Below are 14,780 nucleotides of genomic sequence, written 5' to 3'. Positions count from 1 at the left end.
CTTCATTGATCCCGGCGATAGCGTTGCGCGGCGGCCGCTTGGCCTAGGCCTTTCGGCTAATGTTCAACGGCCGGTTGCCGGGCTATGATCAGCAGCCTTACCAAACAGTTACGGTGTTCGAGGAGAGCCGATGAACAAAGCTGCATGGATCCTGGTCGGGGCGCTGTTGTGCACGGCTGCCGGCATGGCCAACGCGCAAACGCCAACGGCCCCTGCCGGCGCCGCCGCCGCAATGGCCCCGTCGCGGCTCGATGAGATTCTGGCGCGCGGCACGCTGCGCGCCTGCACGACCGGCGACTACAAGCCGTATTCGTTCTACAAGGGCGACGGCCAGTTCGAGGGCATCGACATCGATATGACCGAGTCGCTCGCCCGGTCGCTCGGCGTGAAAGTCGAGTACGTGAAAACCTCGTGGTCGAACCTGATGAACGACTTCGTGGCGAAGTGCGACATCGGTGTGGGCGGCGTTTCACCGAGCCTTGAGAGACAGAAGCACGCGTTTTTTACCCAGCCTTACATGGTCGACGGCAAGACGCCCATTGCTCGCTGCGATGACGTGAACAAGTACCAGACGGTTGCCGAGATCGACCAGCCCGCGACCCGGGTCATCGTCAACCCGGGCGGCACGAACGAGCGCTTCGCGAGGCAGTACTTCCCGCACGCGAACCTCACCGTCTATCCGGACAACGTGACCATCTTCAAGCAGATCCTGGCCGGCAAGGCGGATGTGATGGTGACGGACGCTTCGGAGACGCTATTGCAGCAGAAGCTCAACCCGGGGCTGTGCTCCGTCCACCCCGACAAGCCGTTCCAATACGGCGAGAAAGCATGGCTGCTACCCCGCGGCGACGTGGTGTTCCAGCAGTATGTCGATCAGTGGTTGCACCTCGCGCAGGCCACGGGGGAATACCAGGCGATCTCGGACAAGTGGTTGAAGTAATCGCTTAGGGCCGCACGCCCGGGGGTTGCACGGCAGGTGCGGTACGCGGGCGGGTCGGGACAATCATGTAACCGACCCTCTGCACGTAAGCCGATACAGAACGGCGCGCTCGCGACGGCTGGTCTGACAGGCCAACCACCCTGACGACGCGATTGCGCTCAACGATGCGCTGCAGCGACGTGCGGCTGTTCGTCTCACGATCGCTCAGCTTATTAGAGCCGTATCGGCCTATAGACACGGCGATCCGACGACCATTGCGCGGGCAGACCATGTTTTCATGCAGTGAAAACTGAATCAGAAGCGGTGCACGATGCATCTCGGATAGCATCAATCGCACCTGTATAACAATCGCCAGGAGTATCGGTAAGAAATACGTTTTAAACAGCTTTCAATGGCAAAAAATCCCCAAGAGCCTTATCTGGCGGGCGTTACAACCTGAAACACTTTGTTACCGCGTTGCCTGAGTTATTCGCCCACAATGCCTTTCAACGGTTTCAACACGGATGTGGCTGGGTGCGTGGTGTGAGCGGATACGATGCACTTGCCGGTCGGCAGCACGCCGAAGCCCTGTAAAGGGGCATCCCTGTTGGCGCCGTGGTCAACGCGTAAAGCGTCTGCCCAGTCGGTTCCTCCAATGGTCTCCTCGCGCTAACCCCGTAGCGTGTGGTTTTTAGCGGGCTCCAGGCCCGCTTTTTTTTTCTTTAGCCAAACGTTTGCGCGCTGCCCAGACGGGCCTCGCAAGGGTTGTTTCCAGACCCGGCTTCGCAGACGATTCGCTACTCCAAGGTCGAACCCCTGCGGGCGTCGCGTACACGGTACGCGACGCCCGCAGCCGTTTCAGGCCACCTCGATCAGGCCGTCTTGTCTTCCTTCACCTTCAATTCCTGAATCATGCATTCGCGCATCACGAACTTCTGCACCTTGCCGGTGACCGTCATGGGCAGTTCGTCGACGAAGCGGATGTACTTCGGGATTTTGTAGTGGGCGATCTGGCCGCGACAGAAGTCCTGCACCTCTTCGGCGCTTGCCTGTTCGCCGGCGCGCAGCACGATCCACGCGCACACTTCCTCGCCGTATTTCGCGTCCGGCACGCCGAACACCTGCACGCTCTGGATCTTCGGATGACGGAACAGAAACTCCTCGATCTCGCGGGGATAGATGTTCTCGCCGCCGCGAATCAGCATGTCCTTGAGGCGGCCGACGATGTTGCAGTAGCCATCGGCATCGATGGTCGCGAGGTCGCCGGTGTGCATCCAGCCATCCACGATACTTTCACGCGTTTTCGCTTCATCGCCCCAATAGCCCCGCATCACCGAGTAACCCTTCGTGCACAGCTCGCCCGTCTCGCCGACCGGCACGATATTGCCCAGCGCGTCGATCACCTTGACTTCCAGATGCGGCTGGACGCGCCCCACCGTTGAAGTGCGCTTGTCCAGAGGATCCGTGGTCGAGCTTTGGAACGACACCGGGCTTGTCTCCGTCATGCCGTAGGCAATCGTGATTTCGGCCAGGTGCATCTTCGATACGACCTTTTTCATCGTCTCGATCGGGCATGGCGAGCCGGCCATGATGCCGGTCCGCAGGCGTGTGAGATCGAAGCGCGCAAACTCGGGGCGATCCAGTTCGGCGATGAACATGGTCGGTACGCCATGCAATGCCGTGCATTTTTCCTCGGCGACCGCGGCCAGCGTAGCAACGGGGTCGAAGGCCTCGCCCGGGAACACCATATTCGCACCGACCGATACGCAGGCCAGCACCGCGAGCACCATCCCGAAGCAGTGATAGAGCGGCACGGGGATGCAGAGGCCATCCTGTTCCGAGAGACGCATCGCCATCGCGATATAGCGGGCGTTGTTGACGACGTTGCGATGCGTGAGCGTGGCGCCCTTCGGATTGCCGGTGGTGCCGCTCGTGAACTGGATGTTGATCGGATCGTCGGCCGACAGGGCGGCGCCGATCGCTTCGAGCTTCGCCGGGTCAAGCGTCGTGCGGCCCTGCTCGATCACATCGGAGAAGCTCAACATGCCCGGCGTCGCGGTATCGCCCATGCGAATGACGACCCGCAGATCCGCCAGGCGAGCGGCGTGCAGATCGCCGGGCGTTGCTGTGGCAAGCTCGGGCGCCAGTTCTTGCAGCATCTCCAGGTACATCGACGACTTGAAGCGCTCGGCGGCAATGATGGCCTTGCAAGCCACCTTGTTCAGCGCGTACTCGAGTTCGGCCAGCCGATAGGCCGGGTTGATGTTCACCAGCACGGCGCCGATGCGCGCGGTGGCGAATTGCGTCATCAGCCACTCGACCCGGTTCGGCGACCAGATGCCGACACGATCGCCCTTGCCGATACCCTGTGCCAGCAAACCGGTGGCGAGCACGTCGACTTCCTGCAAAAACACCTGCCACGTCCAGCGAATCCCTTGCTCGCGGAACACCACGGCGGGCCGGTCGGCGAAACGTCGCGCGGTATCGCACAGGAATCGTCCGACGGTCGCATCGCTCAACGGGATAGCGGTCGAGCCGCGCACGTAGGACAGACCGTCCTTCGGTTCAATGAGGGCGCCTTCACCTGACGCTTGCGTTGCCATGGCGGTGTCTCCGGAAACGAATGCGTGCTCTGTTGGAATGACTTCGAAACCGATTGTGCCCCGGCGGATAACGGCAAGGCATCAAGTCTTACCCGCAGGTGCTTTCCTGCTTCGACTGCTTCAACCTCGTCAGCTGCATCAACTGCTTCGGCCACATCAAGGCGATGATTCTGTTTCCCTTTCCGTAAACGTCAAGCAATGTCGACAAAAAAGCAGCCGGTCAGGCTGCTTTTTCTTTGCTGCTTGCTGCTTAATTCTGACCGCGCAGCTTGCGCAGACGCTGAATCGCCGCGAGCTGAGCCGTCGCATACGCGAGTTCCGCCTGAGCGGTTGCGTATTCGAGGTTCGAACCGGTGTTCTGCAGCGCTTCTTCCGCGCGCTTGCGTGCGTCTTCGGCCTTGGCTTCGTCGAGATCCTTACCGCGGATTGCCGTGTCGGCGAGAACCGTCACTGCGCCCGGCTGGATTTCGAGAATGCCGCCGGCGACGAACACAAACTCTTCTTCGCCGTTTTCAGCTTCGATACGCACCGCACCCGGACGAATCCGCGTAATGAGCGGCGTGTGACCCGGCAGAATGCCGAGCTCGCCCGCTTCGCCCGGCAGCGCCACGAATTTCGCCTGACCCGAGAATATCTGCTCTTCCGCGCTGACGACGTCTACTTTAATGGTTGCCATATCGACTCCTGTGTCGACCCGAATTAGCGCTTTAGCGCTTACCCGGGTCCCATGCAAAGCTCGACGAGAGTTAGCGCTTTAGCGGTTACTCTCGTCCCATGCAAGGCTCGGTTGAGCGTAGTGAGAGGCGCGATAAATCACGTGTTACATATTCAGCGGTGCGACTCGCCGCGCCTGATTGCCTACACCCGACCTTTACTGGATCTTCTTGGCCTTTTCGAAGGCTTCGTCGATCGTGCCGACCATGTAGAACGCCTGCTCCGGCAGATGATCGCACTCACCGCCCACGATCATCTTGAAGCCACGGATCGTTTCCTTCAGCGGCACGTACTTGCCCGGCGAGCCCGTGAACACTTCAGCGACGTGGAACGGCTGCGACAGGAAACGCTGGATCTTACGAGCGCGCGCCACGGCGAGCTTGTCTTCCGGCGCCAGTTCGTCCATGCCCAGAATCGCGATAATGTCGCGCAGTTCCTTGTAGCGCTGCAGCGTTTGCTGCACGCCGCGCGTGATGGCGTAGTGCTCTTCGCCGATCACGTTCGGGTCGATCTGACGCGAGGTCGAATCGAGCGGGTCGACCGCCGGGTAGATCCCCAGCGAGGCGATGTCACGCGACAACACGACGGTTGCGTCAAGGTGGCCGAAGGTCGTAGCCGGCGACGGGTCGGTCAAGTCATCCGCAGGGACGTACACGGCCTGCACCGACGTGATCGAGCCGGTCTTGGTCGACGTAATCCGCTCTTGCAGCTTGCCCATTTCTTCAGCCAACGTCGGCTGATAGCCCACTGCCGACGGCATACGGCCGAGCAGTGCCGACACTTCCGTGCCTGCCAGCGTGAAACGGTAGATGTTGTCGACGAAGAACAGCACGTCGAGGCCTTCGTCACGGAAGTGCTCAGCCATCGTCAGACCAGTCAGCGCGACGCGCAGACGGTTGCCCGGCGGCTCGTTCATCTGGCCGTACACCAGCGCGACCTTGTCGAGAACGTTCGAGTCCTTCATTTCATGATAGAAGTCGTTCCCTTCGCGGGTACGCTCGCCAACACCGGCGAACACGGAATAGCCACCGTGTTCCTTGGCGATGTTGTTGATCAGTTCCATCATGTTCACGGTCTTGCCCACACCGGCGCCACCGAACAGGCCAACCTTACCGCCCTTTGCGAACGGGCAGATCAGGTCGATCACCTTGATACCCGTTTCGAGCAGTTCGGTCGACGGCGACAGTTCGTCGAACGCCGGCGCCTTCTGGTGAATACCGCGCGTCACGTCCGAGTTGATCGGGCCGGCTTCGTCGATCGGGCGACCCAGCACGTCCATGATCCGGCCGAGCGTCGGCTTGCCAACCGGCACGCTGATCGGCTTGCCGGTGTTCTTCACCGTCGTGCCGCGGCGCAGGCCGTCGGATGCACCCAGACAGATGGTCCGCACGACGCCGTCGCCCAGCTGCTGCTGAACTTCGAGGGTCAGTTCCGAACCGTCGAGAATGAGCGCGTCGTAAATCTTCGGCATGTGTTCACGCGGGAATTCCACGTCGATCACCGCGCCGATGCACTGTACGATCTTGCCTTCTACCAAAGCAGTAGTACTCATCGCTTTTCCTTTAGATACTCAATTCTTCACTCGCGCAAAGGCGCAGTTTCGTAGCGCTTGCCCAAAGGCGCGCCTGACCATGATGGTCAGACCGCCGCAGCGCCACCGACGATTTCCGACAGTTCTTTCGTGATCGCGGCCTGGCGGCTCTTGTTGTACACGAGCTGCAGTTCGTTGATGACCGTCTTCGCGTTGTCCGAAGCGGCCTTCATCGCGACCATCCGTGCCGACTGCTCCGACGCCATGTTTTCCGCGACGGCCTGATAAACCAGCGCTTCCACATAACGCACGAGCAACTCGTCCACCACCGCCTGGGCATCCGGCTCGTAGATGTAGTCCCACGACGTGCTCGGGGTCGTGCCCTCGTCTTCCTTGCGCTCGAACTGGTCTGCCGACAGCGGCAGCAGTTGCTCGATCACCGCTTCCTGCTTCATCGTATTGACGAAGCGCGTGTACGCCAGGTACACCGCGGAAATCTTGCCTTCCGAGTACATGTCGAGCTGCACTTTCACCGCGCCGATCAACTTCTCGAGGTGCGGCGTGTCGCCCAGATGCACGACGTTCGACGCAACCTTCGCGCGCAGGCGGTTCAGAAAACCGAGACCCTTGGTGCCGATCGCCGTTGCTTCGACGGTCTTGCCCTGGCCTTCCAGCTCCTTGAACTTCTGCAGCGCCGCGCGCAGTACGTTCGTATTCATGCCGCCGCACAGACCCTTGTCGGTCGTGACGAGGATCATGCCGGCCGTCTTCGCGCCTTCGTTCGACACCATGAACGGGTGACGATACTCAGGGTTTGAACGGCTCATGTGTGCAGCGATGTCGCGGACCTTGTCGGCATACGGGCGAGCAGCGCGCATGCGCTCCTGAGCGCGGCGCATCTTCGATGCGGCCACCATCTCCATCGCTTTCGTGATCTTGCGCGTGTTTTGCACGCTCTTGATCTTGCCGCGAATTTCCTTCATTCCAGCCATTGCTTGCTCCTTTGTCGGCCCGAGTGACCGCTTTAGCGGTGACTCGGGTCCCATGCAAAGCGATCGAAGCAGCGCGGGGGCATTCACATGCGGCCCGCGCCGCTTCAAGGTCCGTTTATGCCTTGCGGGTCACTCGCGGATCAATAAGCGCCGGACTTCTTGAAGTCTTTGATAGCCGTATGCAGCAGGCCGTCGTCGTCCTTCGAGAGTTCCTTGGTATCTTCGATGCGCTTGATCAGGTCAGCGTGCTTCGACTTCAGGTAGTCACGCAGGCCCTTTTCGAACGGCAGCACTTGTGCGACTTCGAGGTCGTCGAGGTAACCGTTGTTCGCAGCGAACAGCGCAACGGCCAGTTCCCATACTTGCAGCGGTTGATACTGCGGCTGCTTCAGCAGTTCCGTCACGCGGCGGCCGCGTTCGAGCTGCTTGCGGGTGGCTTCGTCGAGGTCCGAGGCGAACTGGGCGAATGCAGCCAGTTCACGGTACTGCGCGAGGTCGGTACGGATACCGCCCGACAGCTTCTTCACCACCTTGGTCTGAGCCGCACCGCCCACACGCGACACCGACACGCCGGCGTTAATTGCCGGGCGGATACCTGCGTTGAAGAGGTCGGTTTCCAGGAAGATCTGGCCGTCGGTAATCGAGATCACGTTCGTCGGAACGAATGCGGTCACGTCGCCCGCTTGCGTTTCAATGACCGGCAGTGCCGTCAGCGAACCGCTCTTGCCCTTCACTTCGCCGTTCGTGAACTTCTCGACGTACTCTTCCGAGACGCGAGCCGCACGTTCCAGCAGACGCGAGTGCAGATAGAACACGTCGCCCGGGTAAGCTTCACGGCCCGGCGGGCGGCGCAGCAGCAGCGAGATCTGACGGTATGCCCAGGCCTGCTTGGTCAAGTCGTCATAAACGATCAGTGCATCTTGGCCACGGTCGCGGAAGTATTCGCCCATCGAGCAGCCGGCGTACGGTGCGAGGTATTGCATCGCAGCCGATTCCGAAGCCGAAGCGGCCACGACGATCGTGTATTCCAGCGCGCCGGTTTCTTCCAGCTTGCGCACCACGTTCATGATCGACGAAGCCTTCTGGCCGATCGCGACGTAGATACAGAAGAGGTTCTTGCCCTTCTGGTTGATGATCGTGTCGACAGCCACGGCCGTCTTGCCGCACTGGCGGTCGCCAATGATCAGCTCGCGCTGGCCGCGGCCGACCGGCACCATCGCGTCGATCGACTTCAGGCCGGTCTGGACCGGCTCCGACACCGACTTACGCCAGATCACGCCCGGTGCGATCTTTTCGATTGCGTCGGTGTGCTTCGCGTTGATCGGGCCTTTGCCGTCGATCGGGTTGCCGAGTGCGTCGACCACGCGGCCGAGCAGTTCCGGACCCACCGGCACTTCGAGGATGCGGCCCGTCGTCTTGACGATGTCGCCTTCCGAAATGTGTTCGTATTCGCCCAGAATCACGGCGCCGACCGAGTCGCGCTCGAGGTTCAGCGCGAGACCGTAGGTGTTGCCCGGGAATTCGAGCATTTCGCCCTGCATCACTTCCGACAGGCCGTGGATACGCACGATACCGTCGGTCACGGAGATCACGGTGCCCTGGTTGCGAACGTCTGCGCTCGCTTCAAGGCCCTGGATCCGGCTCTTGATCAGCTCGCTGATCTCAGAGGGATTGAGTTGCATTATTCGCTCCTGATAGTCAATTCTGTTGCGTGCCAGCCGCTTCAGCGCTTTCGGCGCTTCAGGCCGTCAGAGCCGTCTGCATGCTGGCAAGCCGCGCGCGGACCGAGGTATCGAGCACTTCATCGCCGACCGTCACGCGCACGCCGCCGATCAGCGACGAGTCGACCTCGATCACCGGCTTCAGCTTGCGCTTGAACTTGTGTTCGAGACTTGCGACGAGTTCGTTCAACTGCTCGCCTTCGAGCGGGAATGCGCTGACGATCAGCGCATCGGCCGCCCCTTCGCGGGCGTTCTTCAGCTCTTCGAACTGCGTAGCGATTTCCGGCAGCAGTGGCAGACGGTGGTTGTCCACCAGCATATGCACCAGATTCTTCGCTTGCGCATTGTCCTTGAGCGGCGACTTGACCGCGGCCAGCAGCAGTTCGCTGACCTGGGCGCGGCTTACTTTTGGGCTCGTAGCGATCGACAGCACTTCGGGCAGACGCGCAACCTGTGCCAGCTCCTGCACGAGCGTGGACCAGGCGGCGATGTCACCAGCTTCGGCCACGCCAAACAGCGCTTCTGCGTACGGACGGGCGATGGTTGCAAGTTCGGCCATGATCAGAGCTCGGCTTTCAGTTGATTCAGCAGGTCAGCGTGAGCTGCCTGGTCGACTTCGCGCTTCAGGATCTGTTCGGCGCCCTTGACGGCGAGGACGGCGACTTCGCCGCGCAGCGCTTCACGCGCCTTGACGACTTGTTGCTCGGCGTCGGCCTTCGCTTGCGCGAGAATGCGGGCGGCTTCAGCTTGCGCCTGAGCCTTGATTTCGTCAGCGAGGGTCACTGCGCGCTTTTCGGCGTCAGCAATGCGTTGCTGGCCGTCGTTGCGTGCCTGTGCCAGTTCCTGGTCGACGCGCTTGTGCGCGGCTTCCAGTTCCGCCTTGCCCTTTTCAGCAGCAGACAGACCGTCGGCGATCTTCTTCGCGCGCTCGTCGAGAGCGTTGATCAACGGAGGCCACACGAACTTCATCGTGAACCACGCGAGGATCAGGAACACGACCATTTGCGCAAACAGGGTTGCGTTGAGATTCACGGTGTTTCCTTAAACGTTGCTAGTTCGGAAAGTGAAACGGCAAGGCGCTCATCGATTCTGTATTCGATCAGCGCCTAAGTGCCCGTTCCGCCCTGCGCCTTTACCAGTTATAGCTCAGGCGCAAACTTCCGAGGAACCTCAGCCTGCCAGCTTCGACAGCAGCGGGTTCGCGAACGCAAACAGCATTGCCACACCAACGCCAATCAGGAACGCCGCATCGATCAGACCAGCCAGCAGGAACATCTTGGTTTGCAGCGGGTTCATCAGTTCCGGCTGACGAGCGCATGCCTCAATGTACTTGCCGCCCATCAGGCCGATACCGATACAGGCGCCGATTGCACCCAGGCCGATGATGATGCCGATACCGATGGCGGTCAGACCCTGGATGTTGGCGATGAAAGCTTGCATGATCACTCCTTTGTGAAAAGTCTTTTTGGAACTGGTTGGAACTAGGATTTAAAAAACTAAAAAGCTAAAGCAATTCGTGGTTCGACAGCGCAGGTTAGTGCTTGTCGTGTGCCTGGCCGAGGTACACCAGCGTCAGCATCATGAAAATGAACGCCTGCAGCAGCACGATCAGAATGTGGAAGATGGCCCACACGCTGCCGGCGATCACGTGGCCGATGAAGCCAAGCACCGTCGTGTCCGCGCCGAAGCTCCAGATGCTGCCCAGGAGGGCAATCAGCAGGAACAGCAGTTCGCCCGCATACATGTTGCCGAACAGCCGCATGCCGAGGGAAACCGTTTTCGCGACGAACTCGATGATGTTCAGTGCCAGGTTCGGGATCCACAGCAGCGGATGCGCGCCGAACGGAGCGGACAGCAGTTCATGCACGAAACCGCCGACGCCCTTGATCTTGAAGTTGTAGTAAATCATCAGCACGAACACGCCGAGCGCGATGCCGATCGTGCCGTTGAGGTCGGCCGTCGGAACGATGCGGTGGTGCGGGATGACTTCCGAGAGGCCCAGCCAGCCGATCACGCGACCCGGCAGGTCGACGGGGATGAAGTCGAGCGAGTTCATCAGGGCAACCCAGACGAACACGAACAGGGCGAGCGGAGCAATGAAGGTACGGCTGCCGTGGATCATCGACTTCGATTGATCTTCGACCATCTCGACCAGCATTTCGATCGCGCACTGGAAGCGGCCCGGCACGCCGGAGGTCGCTTTACGGGCAGCGAGATGCAGGATGAAGATGGTGAGCAGGCCGCAAACGATCGACCAGAACAGGGTGTCCAGATTCCAGACGTGGATATCGAAAATCGACGTCTGGTGCGCGGTAGAAAAGTTCTGCAAGTGGTGCGCGATGTACTCGGACGGATCCATCGCGCGCGTTCCTTCGCTAGCTGCCATATCGTTAATGCCACCCAAATTGTCGAAAATCAGTCCGGGCCGTTCCCGCCGCAATAGTCTATTGCGGGAACACGCCGGCGCGAGTGATGTCTTACCCGCGCGCCTTTTTGCCGACGCCGCGCGCCAGCCAGTATTTTTTGCGTTACTTCACCGCTCACCGCCAGGCGAGCGCGATCCAGTACGTCTTCAATGCAACGAGGTAGGTCACGAGCAGCGGCACCCAGCGTACGTCGTGATACCAGAAAGCGATGGCTACAAACATCGCGATCGTTGTCCCCATCTTGAGCGCTTCGCCGATCATCCAGCTCATGACTGTTTCGGCGCCGCTCAGTGTTCTTAGGCGTGCCGCGAACAATGCGCCCGGCACCCAGCAAATCGCTCCCCCCAGGAACGCGGACAGCGCAGCAGCGCCCGGCGGCTTGTAGAACAGCCACCACACCAGCGTCGCACCCAGGGACAAAACCATTTGCGCCGCCACGACCTTGAAAGGCGTGACCCGCGATGGACGACTCACATTCGGACCGAACAGTTTTTCTGCCTCAGCCCGCGTGAGCGGAACGATATTGTTATCGTGTTGCTCGGCATCCCACTCAGGGTCCGGTGTAACGGGCCGACCGGACGCAGCGGAAAACGGGCGTTCTGCGCGGTCTTCGTCGTGCCCATTCTTCGGCGCCTGATTCGACGTTTTGACCGCCATCGCTGTGTTCCGAAAGTCTAGTTCCGTCCGCCAGCTTACGCGACGCTTACGGGGTTGCCGTGCAATTAAATCCGGGCGATTGTAAGCGATAGTTGCAGGCAATTCAAGACTTTAGGCCGTTCAATAACCCGCGTGAAAAGGCGCTCCATGATGCGGGAAAGCCGCTTTCCGACCCCAATGGACGTCAACTGTAAGGCTGCCGGGGGATCGCGAAAAATGCCTCTTGAATTGACCCGATCCGGGCCGGAACACTAGCACGCGGATGCTGCGGCGTCCGTATCAAATATGCAACAGCAGCCAGCCGCCAACGGCCCCGCCGATCAGCCAGAACGGCACGGCGTAAAGGTGAAACGGCAGCCACATGCCGCGCTCTTTTGAGAGACGCACCGCGATCAGATTCGCCAGCGAGCCGATGGCGATGCCGAAGCCCCCCACGCTCACACCATAGGCGAGCGCGCGCCAGTCTTTGGTGAACTCCGCGAGCATGATTGCAGCCGGAACATTGCTGATGCCTTGCGAAAGAATCGCCCCTGCGGCAAAAGCGCGCAGCGGGGTCGCCAACCCCAGTTGGCCGACCGTCGCGTGCACCCACGGCAGGGCCGCGACGCTGCGCAACACGATGAACATGAAGACGAAGATCAGCAGCAGCAACCAGTCGATCTTCAACACGATCTCGCGGCGCCAGATCAGGAAGCCCGCCATGACGCCCGCGAGTCCGATGCCGGCATGGTGCGAATCGGCGAGCAGCACGAACGCCACGAACAACAGCACCGCGACGCCAACCAGCACGCGGTCGACGCGGTGCGCCTCCGTGTCTTTGGACAGATCGAGCGGCTTCGCGCGGAAGCTGGCCGCCGCCATGACGTAGAGCATCGCCATCAACGCGGCGCACAGTGGCGCCAGCCCCCAGACGAAACCGCCAAAAGACACACCGCTGGTCTGCCAGAGAAACAGGTTTTGCGGATTGCCGAGCGGCGTGAGGATCGAGCCGGCGTTCACCGACAGCGCGATGAAAATCACAAGGCGCTTGAGCGGCAGCGGTGTGAGTTCGTGCAGGGACAACGCGAGTGGCACGACCACGAACAGCGCGACGTCGTTGGTCAGCAGCATCGACAACACCGCCGCCAGGCCGATCAGCAAAAATGCGAGGGCCCGTTCCGAGTGGATGGAATGAATCACGCGGTGCGCCAGCCATATCAGGAATCCTGACAATTCGATGGCCTTCGTCAAGATCAGGAGTCCTGCCAGTGTCAGGACGGTCTGCCAGTCGACGAGGCCCGGCAGCGTGAGCCACGGGCGCGGGTGCAGACACTGCAGCGCGATCAGCGCGACGACGAGGACCGAGAGAACAGGCTCGTTCGTCGCAAAGGCGATCAGCTTGCGCAGCGGACTTCTTTTGGCGGTGTGGGACTCGCGCTCGGCAACCGTCACTGGGAAGCGTCGATCAGGCTGTGGCGTTGCCGCGCAGCCGCGCGAGGATACCTTCGAGCGCGTCGAGGTCGCCGAAGTCCACCAGCACCTGGCCGCGCCCGCGGCGGCCGAGCTTGATCCTGACCGTGGCAGCCAGCAGATCCGACAGTTCCTCTTCGAGGCGCCGGGTATCGCGGCCACCGTCGTTGTTTGCCTTCGCCTTCACCGCCGGCGCCACCTTGGTGGTCGTGGTCACCAGTTTTTCGGTTTCGCGCACCGACATCCGCTTGTTGACCACCTGGTTGGCAAGCGTGATCTGCGTGGCGGGGTCGACCGCCAGCAGTGCACGGGCATGCCCCATGTCGAGATCGCCCGCGAGCAGCATCGTCTGCACCGGCGCTGCCAGATTCAACAGACGCAGCAGGTTCGACACGGCACTGCGCGAGCGCCCCACCGATTCCGCCGCCTGCTCGTGCGTAAAGCTGAATTCGTCGAGCAGACGCTGGATGCCCTGCGCTTCTTCCAGCGGATTCAGATCTTCGCGCTGGATGTTCTCGATCAGCGCCATCGCGGCAGCGGCCTGGTCGGGCACATCCCGCACCAGCACCGGCACCTCGTCCAGACCGGCCAGACGCGCGGCGCGGAAACGCCGCTCGCCGGCGATGATTTCGTACTTGTCCGCCGAAACCGGCCGCACGAGGATCGGTTGCATCAGCCCTTGCGCGCGAATGCTGGCCGCCAGCTCCTGCAGCGCGCCTTCGTCCATACGCGTGCGCGGCTGGTACTTGCCGGCCTGCAGCTTGCCGAGCGGCAAGACGTTCGGCGCGCCTTCGATCTTCACCGCCTCGGTGATATCCGCGCTGCCGCCGAGCAAGGCTTCCAGCCCCCGGCCCAATCCCTTCTTTCGTGCTACTGCATTCATCGTGCTTCCTCGATCAGCTTGGGGTGCCTCGCCACGCGTCAGATGATCGCGCGCACTCGCTCAATCATTTCCGCGCCAAATTGCACGTACGCCTGCGCGCCGCGCGACGCACGGTCGAACACCACGCCCGGCAATCCATAGCTAGGCGCCTCGGCAAGGCGCACATTGCGCGGAATGACGACGTCAAATACCTTGTCGCCGAAATGCTCTTTCAACTGGTCGGACACCTGCTGTTGCAGCGTGATGCGCGGATCGAACATGACGCGCAGCAGCCCGATGACCTTCAGATCGCGATTCAGGTTCGCGTGCACCTGCTTGATGGTGTTGACCAGGTCCGACAGCCCTTCGAGCGCGAAGTACTCGCACTGCATCGGGATCACCACGCCATGGGCGGCACACAGACCATTGAGTGTCAGCAACGACAGAGCCGGCGGACAGTCGATCAGTACGAAGTCGTACTCGCCCTCCACCAGCGCCAGCGCATCCTTCAACTGACGCTCGCGATTCTGCACGTTCACCAGCTCGACCTCAGCGCCCGCCAGTTCGCGGTTGGCCGGCACGACATCGTACGAAACCGCCTCAGGCCGCACACGCGCATCCGCCACCGCCACGCCGTCCACCAGCACTTCATAGATGGTATTCGCGCAGGCGGCCTTGTCGACGCCGCTGCCCATGGTGGCGTTACCCTGCGGATCCAGATCGATGAGAAGGACACGCTGTCCCTGCGATGCGAGGCTCGCGGCAAGATTGACTGCTGTCGTCGTCTTCCCGACGCCGCCCTTCTGGTTCGCAACGCAGAAGATTTTTGCCATCGTTGGTGTGTCCCTTTTTGCTGCCTGGATGAGTTGGAATGCGCTTGTGTCTGGTGTCTGCTGTGCTTCGTGG

14 protein-coding genes are annotated in these 14,780 nt (G+C 61.1%); 1 reads left to right on the top strand and 13 read right to left on the bottom strand.

Features of this window, described 5'->3' with window-relative positions:
- The first annotated feature begins 130 nt into the window (after window positions 1-130).
- The gene (locus tag BUS12_RS31555) at window positions 131-940 is read left to right on the top strand and encodes a transporter substrate-binding domain-containing protein (RefSeq protein ID WP_074301242.1); all 810 of its coding nucleotides are present in this window, start codon (window positions 131-133) and stop codon (window positions 938-940) included.
- Between the two features lie 851 nt (window positions 941-1,791).
- Here the strand turns inward: BUS12_RS31555 and BUS12_RS31550 are convergent.
- From BUS12_RS31550 to BUS12_RS31490, 13 genes are all read right to left on the bottom strand, one after another.
- On the bottom strand, window positions 1,792-3,522 hold the full coding sequence (locus BUS12_RS31550) for an AMP-binding protein (protein WP_074301241.1): 1,731 nt from the start codon (window positions 3,520-3,522) through the stop codon (window positions 1,792-1,794).
- A gap of 250 nt (window positions 3,523-3,772) precedes the next feature.
- Window positions 3,773-4,198, bottom strand: coding sequence for a F0F1 ATP synthase subunit epsilon (locus BUS12_RS31545; protein WP_012434800.1), 426 nt, complete (start codon window positions 4,196-4,198; stop codon window positions 3,773-3,775).
- Window positions 4,199-4,393: 195 nt separating this feature from the next.
- The gene (gene atpD / locus BUS12_RS31540; RefSeq protein WP_074301240.1) at window positions 4,394-5,788 is read right to left on the bottom strand and encodes a F0F1 ATP synthase subunit beta; all 1,395 of its coding nucleotides are present in this window, start codon (window positions 5,786-5,788) and stop codon (window positions 4,394-4,396) included.
- 86 nt (window positions 5,789-5,874) lie between these two features.
- Entirely contained in the window at window positions 5,875-6,759 is an 885-nt protein-coding gene (gene atpG / locus BUS12_RS31535) for a F0F1 ATP synthase subunit gamma (RefSeq protein WP_074301239.1), read from the bottom strand.
- A 140-nt stretch (window positions 6,760-6,899) separates the two neighbouring features.
- Window positions 6,900-8,441, bottom strand: a complete 1,542-nt coding sequence (atpA, locus tag BUS12_RS31530; protein ID WP_074301238.1) for a F0F1 ATP synthase subunit alpha — start codon at window positions 8,439-8,441, stop codon at window positions 6,900-6,902.
- Window positions 8,442-8,499: 58 nt separating this feature from the next.
- Entirely contained in the window at window positions 8,500-9,039 is a 540-nt protein-coding gene (locus BUS12_RS31525) for a F0F1 ATP synthase subunit delta (protein WP_074301237.1), read from the bottom strand.
- A 2-nt stretch (window positions 9,040-9,041) separates the two neighbouring features.
- Window positions 9,042-9,512, bottom strand: coding sequence for a F0F1 ATP synthase subunit B (locus BUS12_RS31520; protein ID WP_074301236.1), 471 nt, complete (start codon window positions 9,510-9,512; stop codon window positions 9,042-9,044).
- Between the two features lie 138 nt (window positions 9,513-9,650).
- Window positions 9,651-9,920, bottom strand: coding sequence for a F0F1 ATP synthase subunit C (atpE, locus tag BUS12_RS31515; RefSeq protein WP_007180033.1), 270 nt, complete (start codon window positions 9,918-9,920; stop codon window positions 9,651-9,653).
- Between the two features lie 94 nt (window positions 9,921-10,014).
- Window positions 10,015-10,866 carry a F0F1 ATP synthase subunit A gene (atpB, locus tag BUS12_RS31510; RefSeq protein ID WP_074301235.1) on the bottom strand — a complete coding sequence of 284 codons (852 nt, stop codon included), beginning with the start codon at window positions 10,864-10,866 and terminating at the stop codon, window positions 10,015-10,017.
- Window positions 10,867-11,020: 154 nt separating this feature from the next.
- Window positions 11,021-11,563, bottom strand: a complete 543-nt coding sequence (locus BUS12_RS31505) for an ATP synthase subunit I (RefSeq protein WP_074301234.1) — start codon at window positions 11,561-11,563, stop codon at window positions 11,021-11,023.
- 279 nt (window positions 11,564-11,842) lie between these two features.
- Window positions 11,843-12,994, bottom strand: coding sequence for an SLC13 family permease (locus BUS12_RS31500; RefSeq protein ID WP_083640686.1), 1,152 nt, complete (start codon window positions 12,992-12,994; stop codon window positions 11,843-11,845).
- Between the two features lie 13 nt (window positions 12,995-13,007).
- A complete protein-coding gene (locus BUS12_RS31495; protein WP_074301233.1) occupies window positions 13,008-13,895 on the bottom strand; it encodes a ParB/RepB/Spo0J family partition protein in 888 nt (295 codons plus the stop codon).
- A 38-nt stretch (window positions 13,896-13,933) separates the two neighbouring features.
- A complete protein-coding gene (locus BUS12_RS31490; RefSeq protein ID WP_074301232.1) occupies window positions 13,934-14,707 on the bottom strand; it encodes a ParA family protein in 774 nt (257 codons plus the stop codon).
- Between the last annotated feature and the right edge of the window lie 73 nt (window positions 14,708-14,780).

Source organism: Paraburkholderia phenazinium (assembly GCF_900142845.1).
In the GTDB taxonomy this organism is placed as follows: Bacteria; Pseudomonadota; Gammaproteobacteria; order Burkholderiales; family Burkholderiaceae; genus Paraburkholderia; species Paraburkholderia phenazinium_A.
Note: the sequence above shows the minus strand (reverse complement) of the source record. Positions and strands in the feature narration are given on the sequence as shown.

What these genes read in the sequence shown, in the direction of transcription:
- BUS12_RS31505 (WP_074301234.1), bottom strand. Translation starts at nt 11,563, where the DNA reads ATGGCGGTCAAAACGTCGAATCAGGCGCCGAAGAATGGGCACGACGAA.
- BUS12_RS31545 (WP_012434800.1), bottom strand. Translation starts at nt 4,198, where the DNA reads ATGGCAACCATTAAAGTAGACGTCGTCAGCGCGGAAGAGCAGATATTC.
- BUS12_RS31550 (WP_074301241.1), bottom strand. Translation starts at nt 3,522, where the DNA reads ATGGCAACGCAAGCGTCAGGTGAAGGCGCCCTCATTGAACCGAAGGAC.
- atpD (WP_074301240.1), bottom strand. Translation starts at nt 5,788, where the DNA reads ATGAGTACTACTGCTTTGGTAGAAGGCAAGATCGTACAGTGCATCGGC.
- atpA (WP_074301238.1), bottom strand. Translation starts at nt 8,441, where the DNA reads ATGCAACTCAATCCCTCTGAGATCAGCGAGCTGATCAAGAGCCGGATC.
- BUS12_RS31525 (WP_074301237.1), bottom strand. Translation starts at nt 9,039, where the DNA reads ATGGCCGAACTTGCAACCATCGCCCGTCCGTACGCAGAAGCGCTGTTT.
- BUS12_RS31555 (WP_074301242.1), top strand. Translation starts at nt 131, where the DNA reads ATGAACAAAGCTGCATGGATCCTGGTCGGGGCGCTGTTGTGCACGGCT.
- atpG (WP_074301239.1), bottom strand. Translation starts at nt 6,759, where the DNA reads ATGGCTGGAATGAAGGAAATTCGCGGCAAGATCAAGAGCGTGCAAAAC.
- BUS12_RS31490 (WP_074301232.1), bottom strand. Translation starts at nt 14,707, where the DNA reads ATGGCAAAAATCTTCTGCGTTGCGAACCAGAAGGGCGGCGTCGGGAAG.
- atpE (WP_007180033.1), bottom strand. Translation starts at nt 9,920, where the DNA reads ATGCAAGCTTTCATCGCCAACATCCAGGGTCTGACCGCCATCGGTATC.
- BUS12_RS31495 (WP_074301233.1), bottom strand. Translation starts at nt 13,895, where the DNA reads ATGAATGCAGTAGCACGAAAGAAGGGATTGGGCCGGGGGCTGGAAGCC.
- atpB (WP_074301235.1), bottom strand. Translation starts at nt 10,866, where the DNA reads ATGGCAGCTAGCGAAGGAACGCGCGCGATGGATCCGTCCGAGTACATC.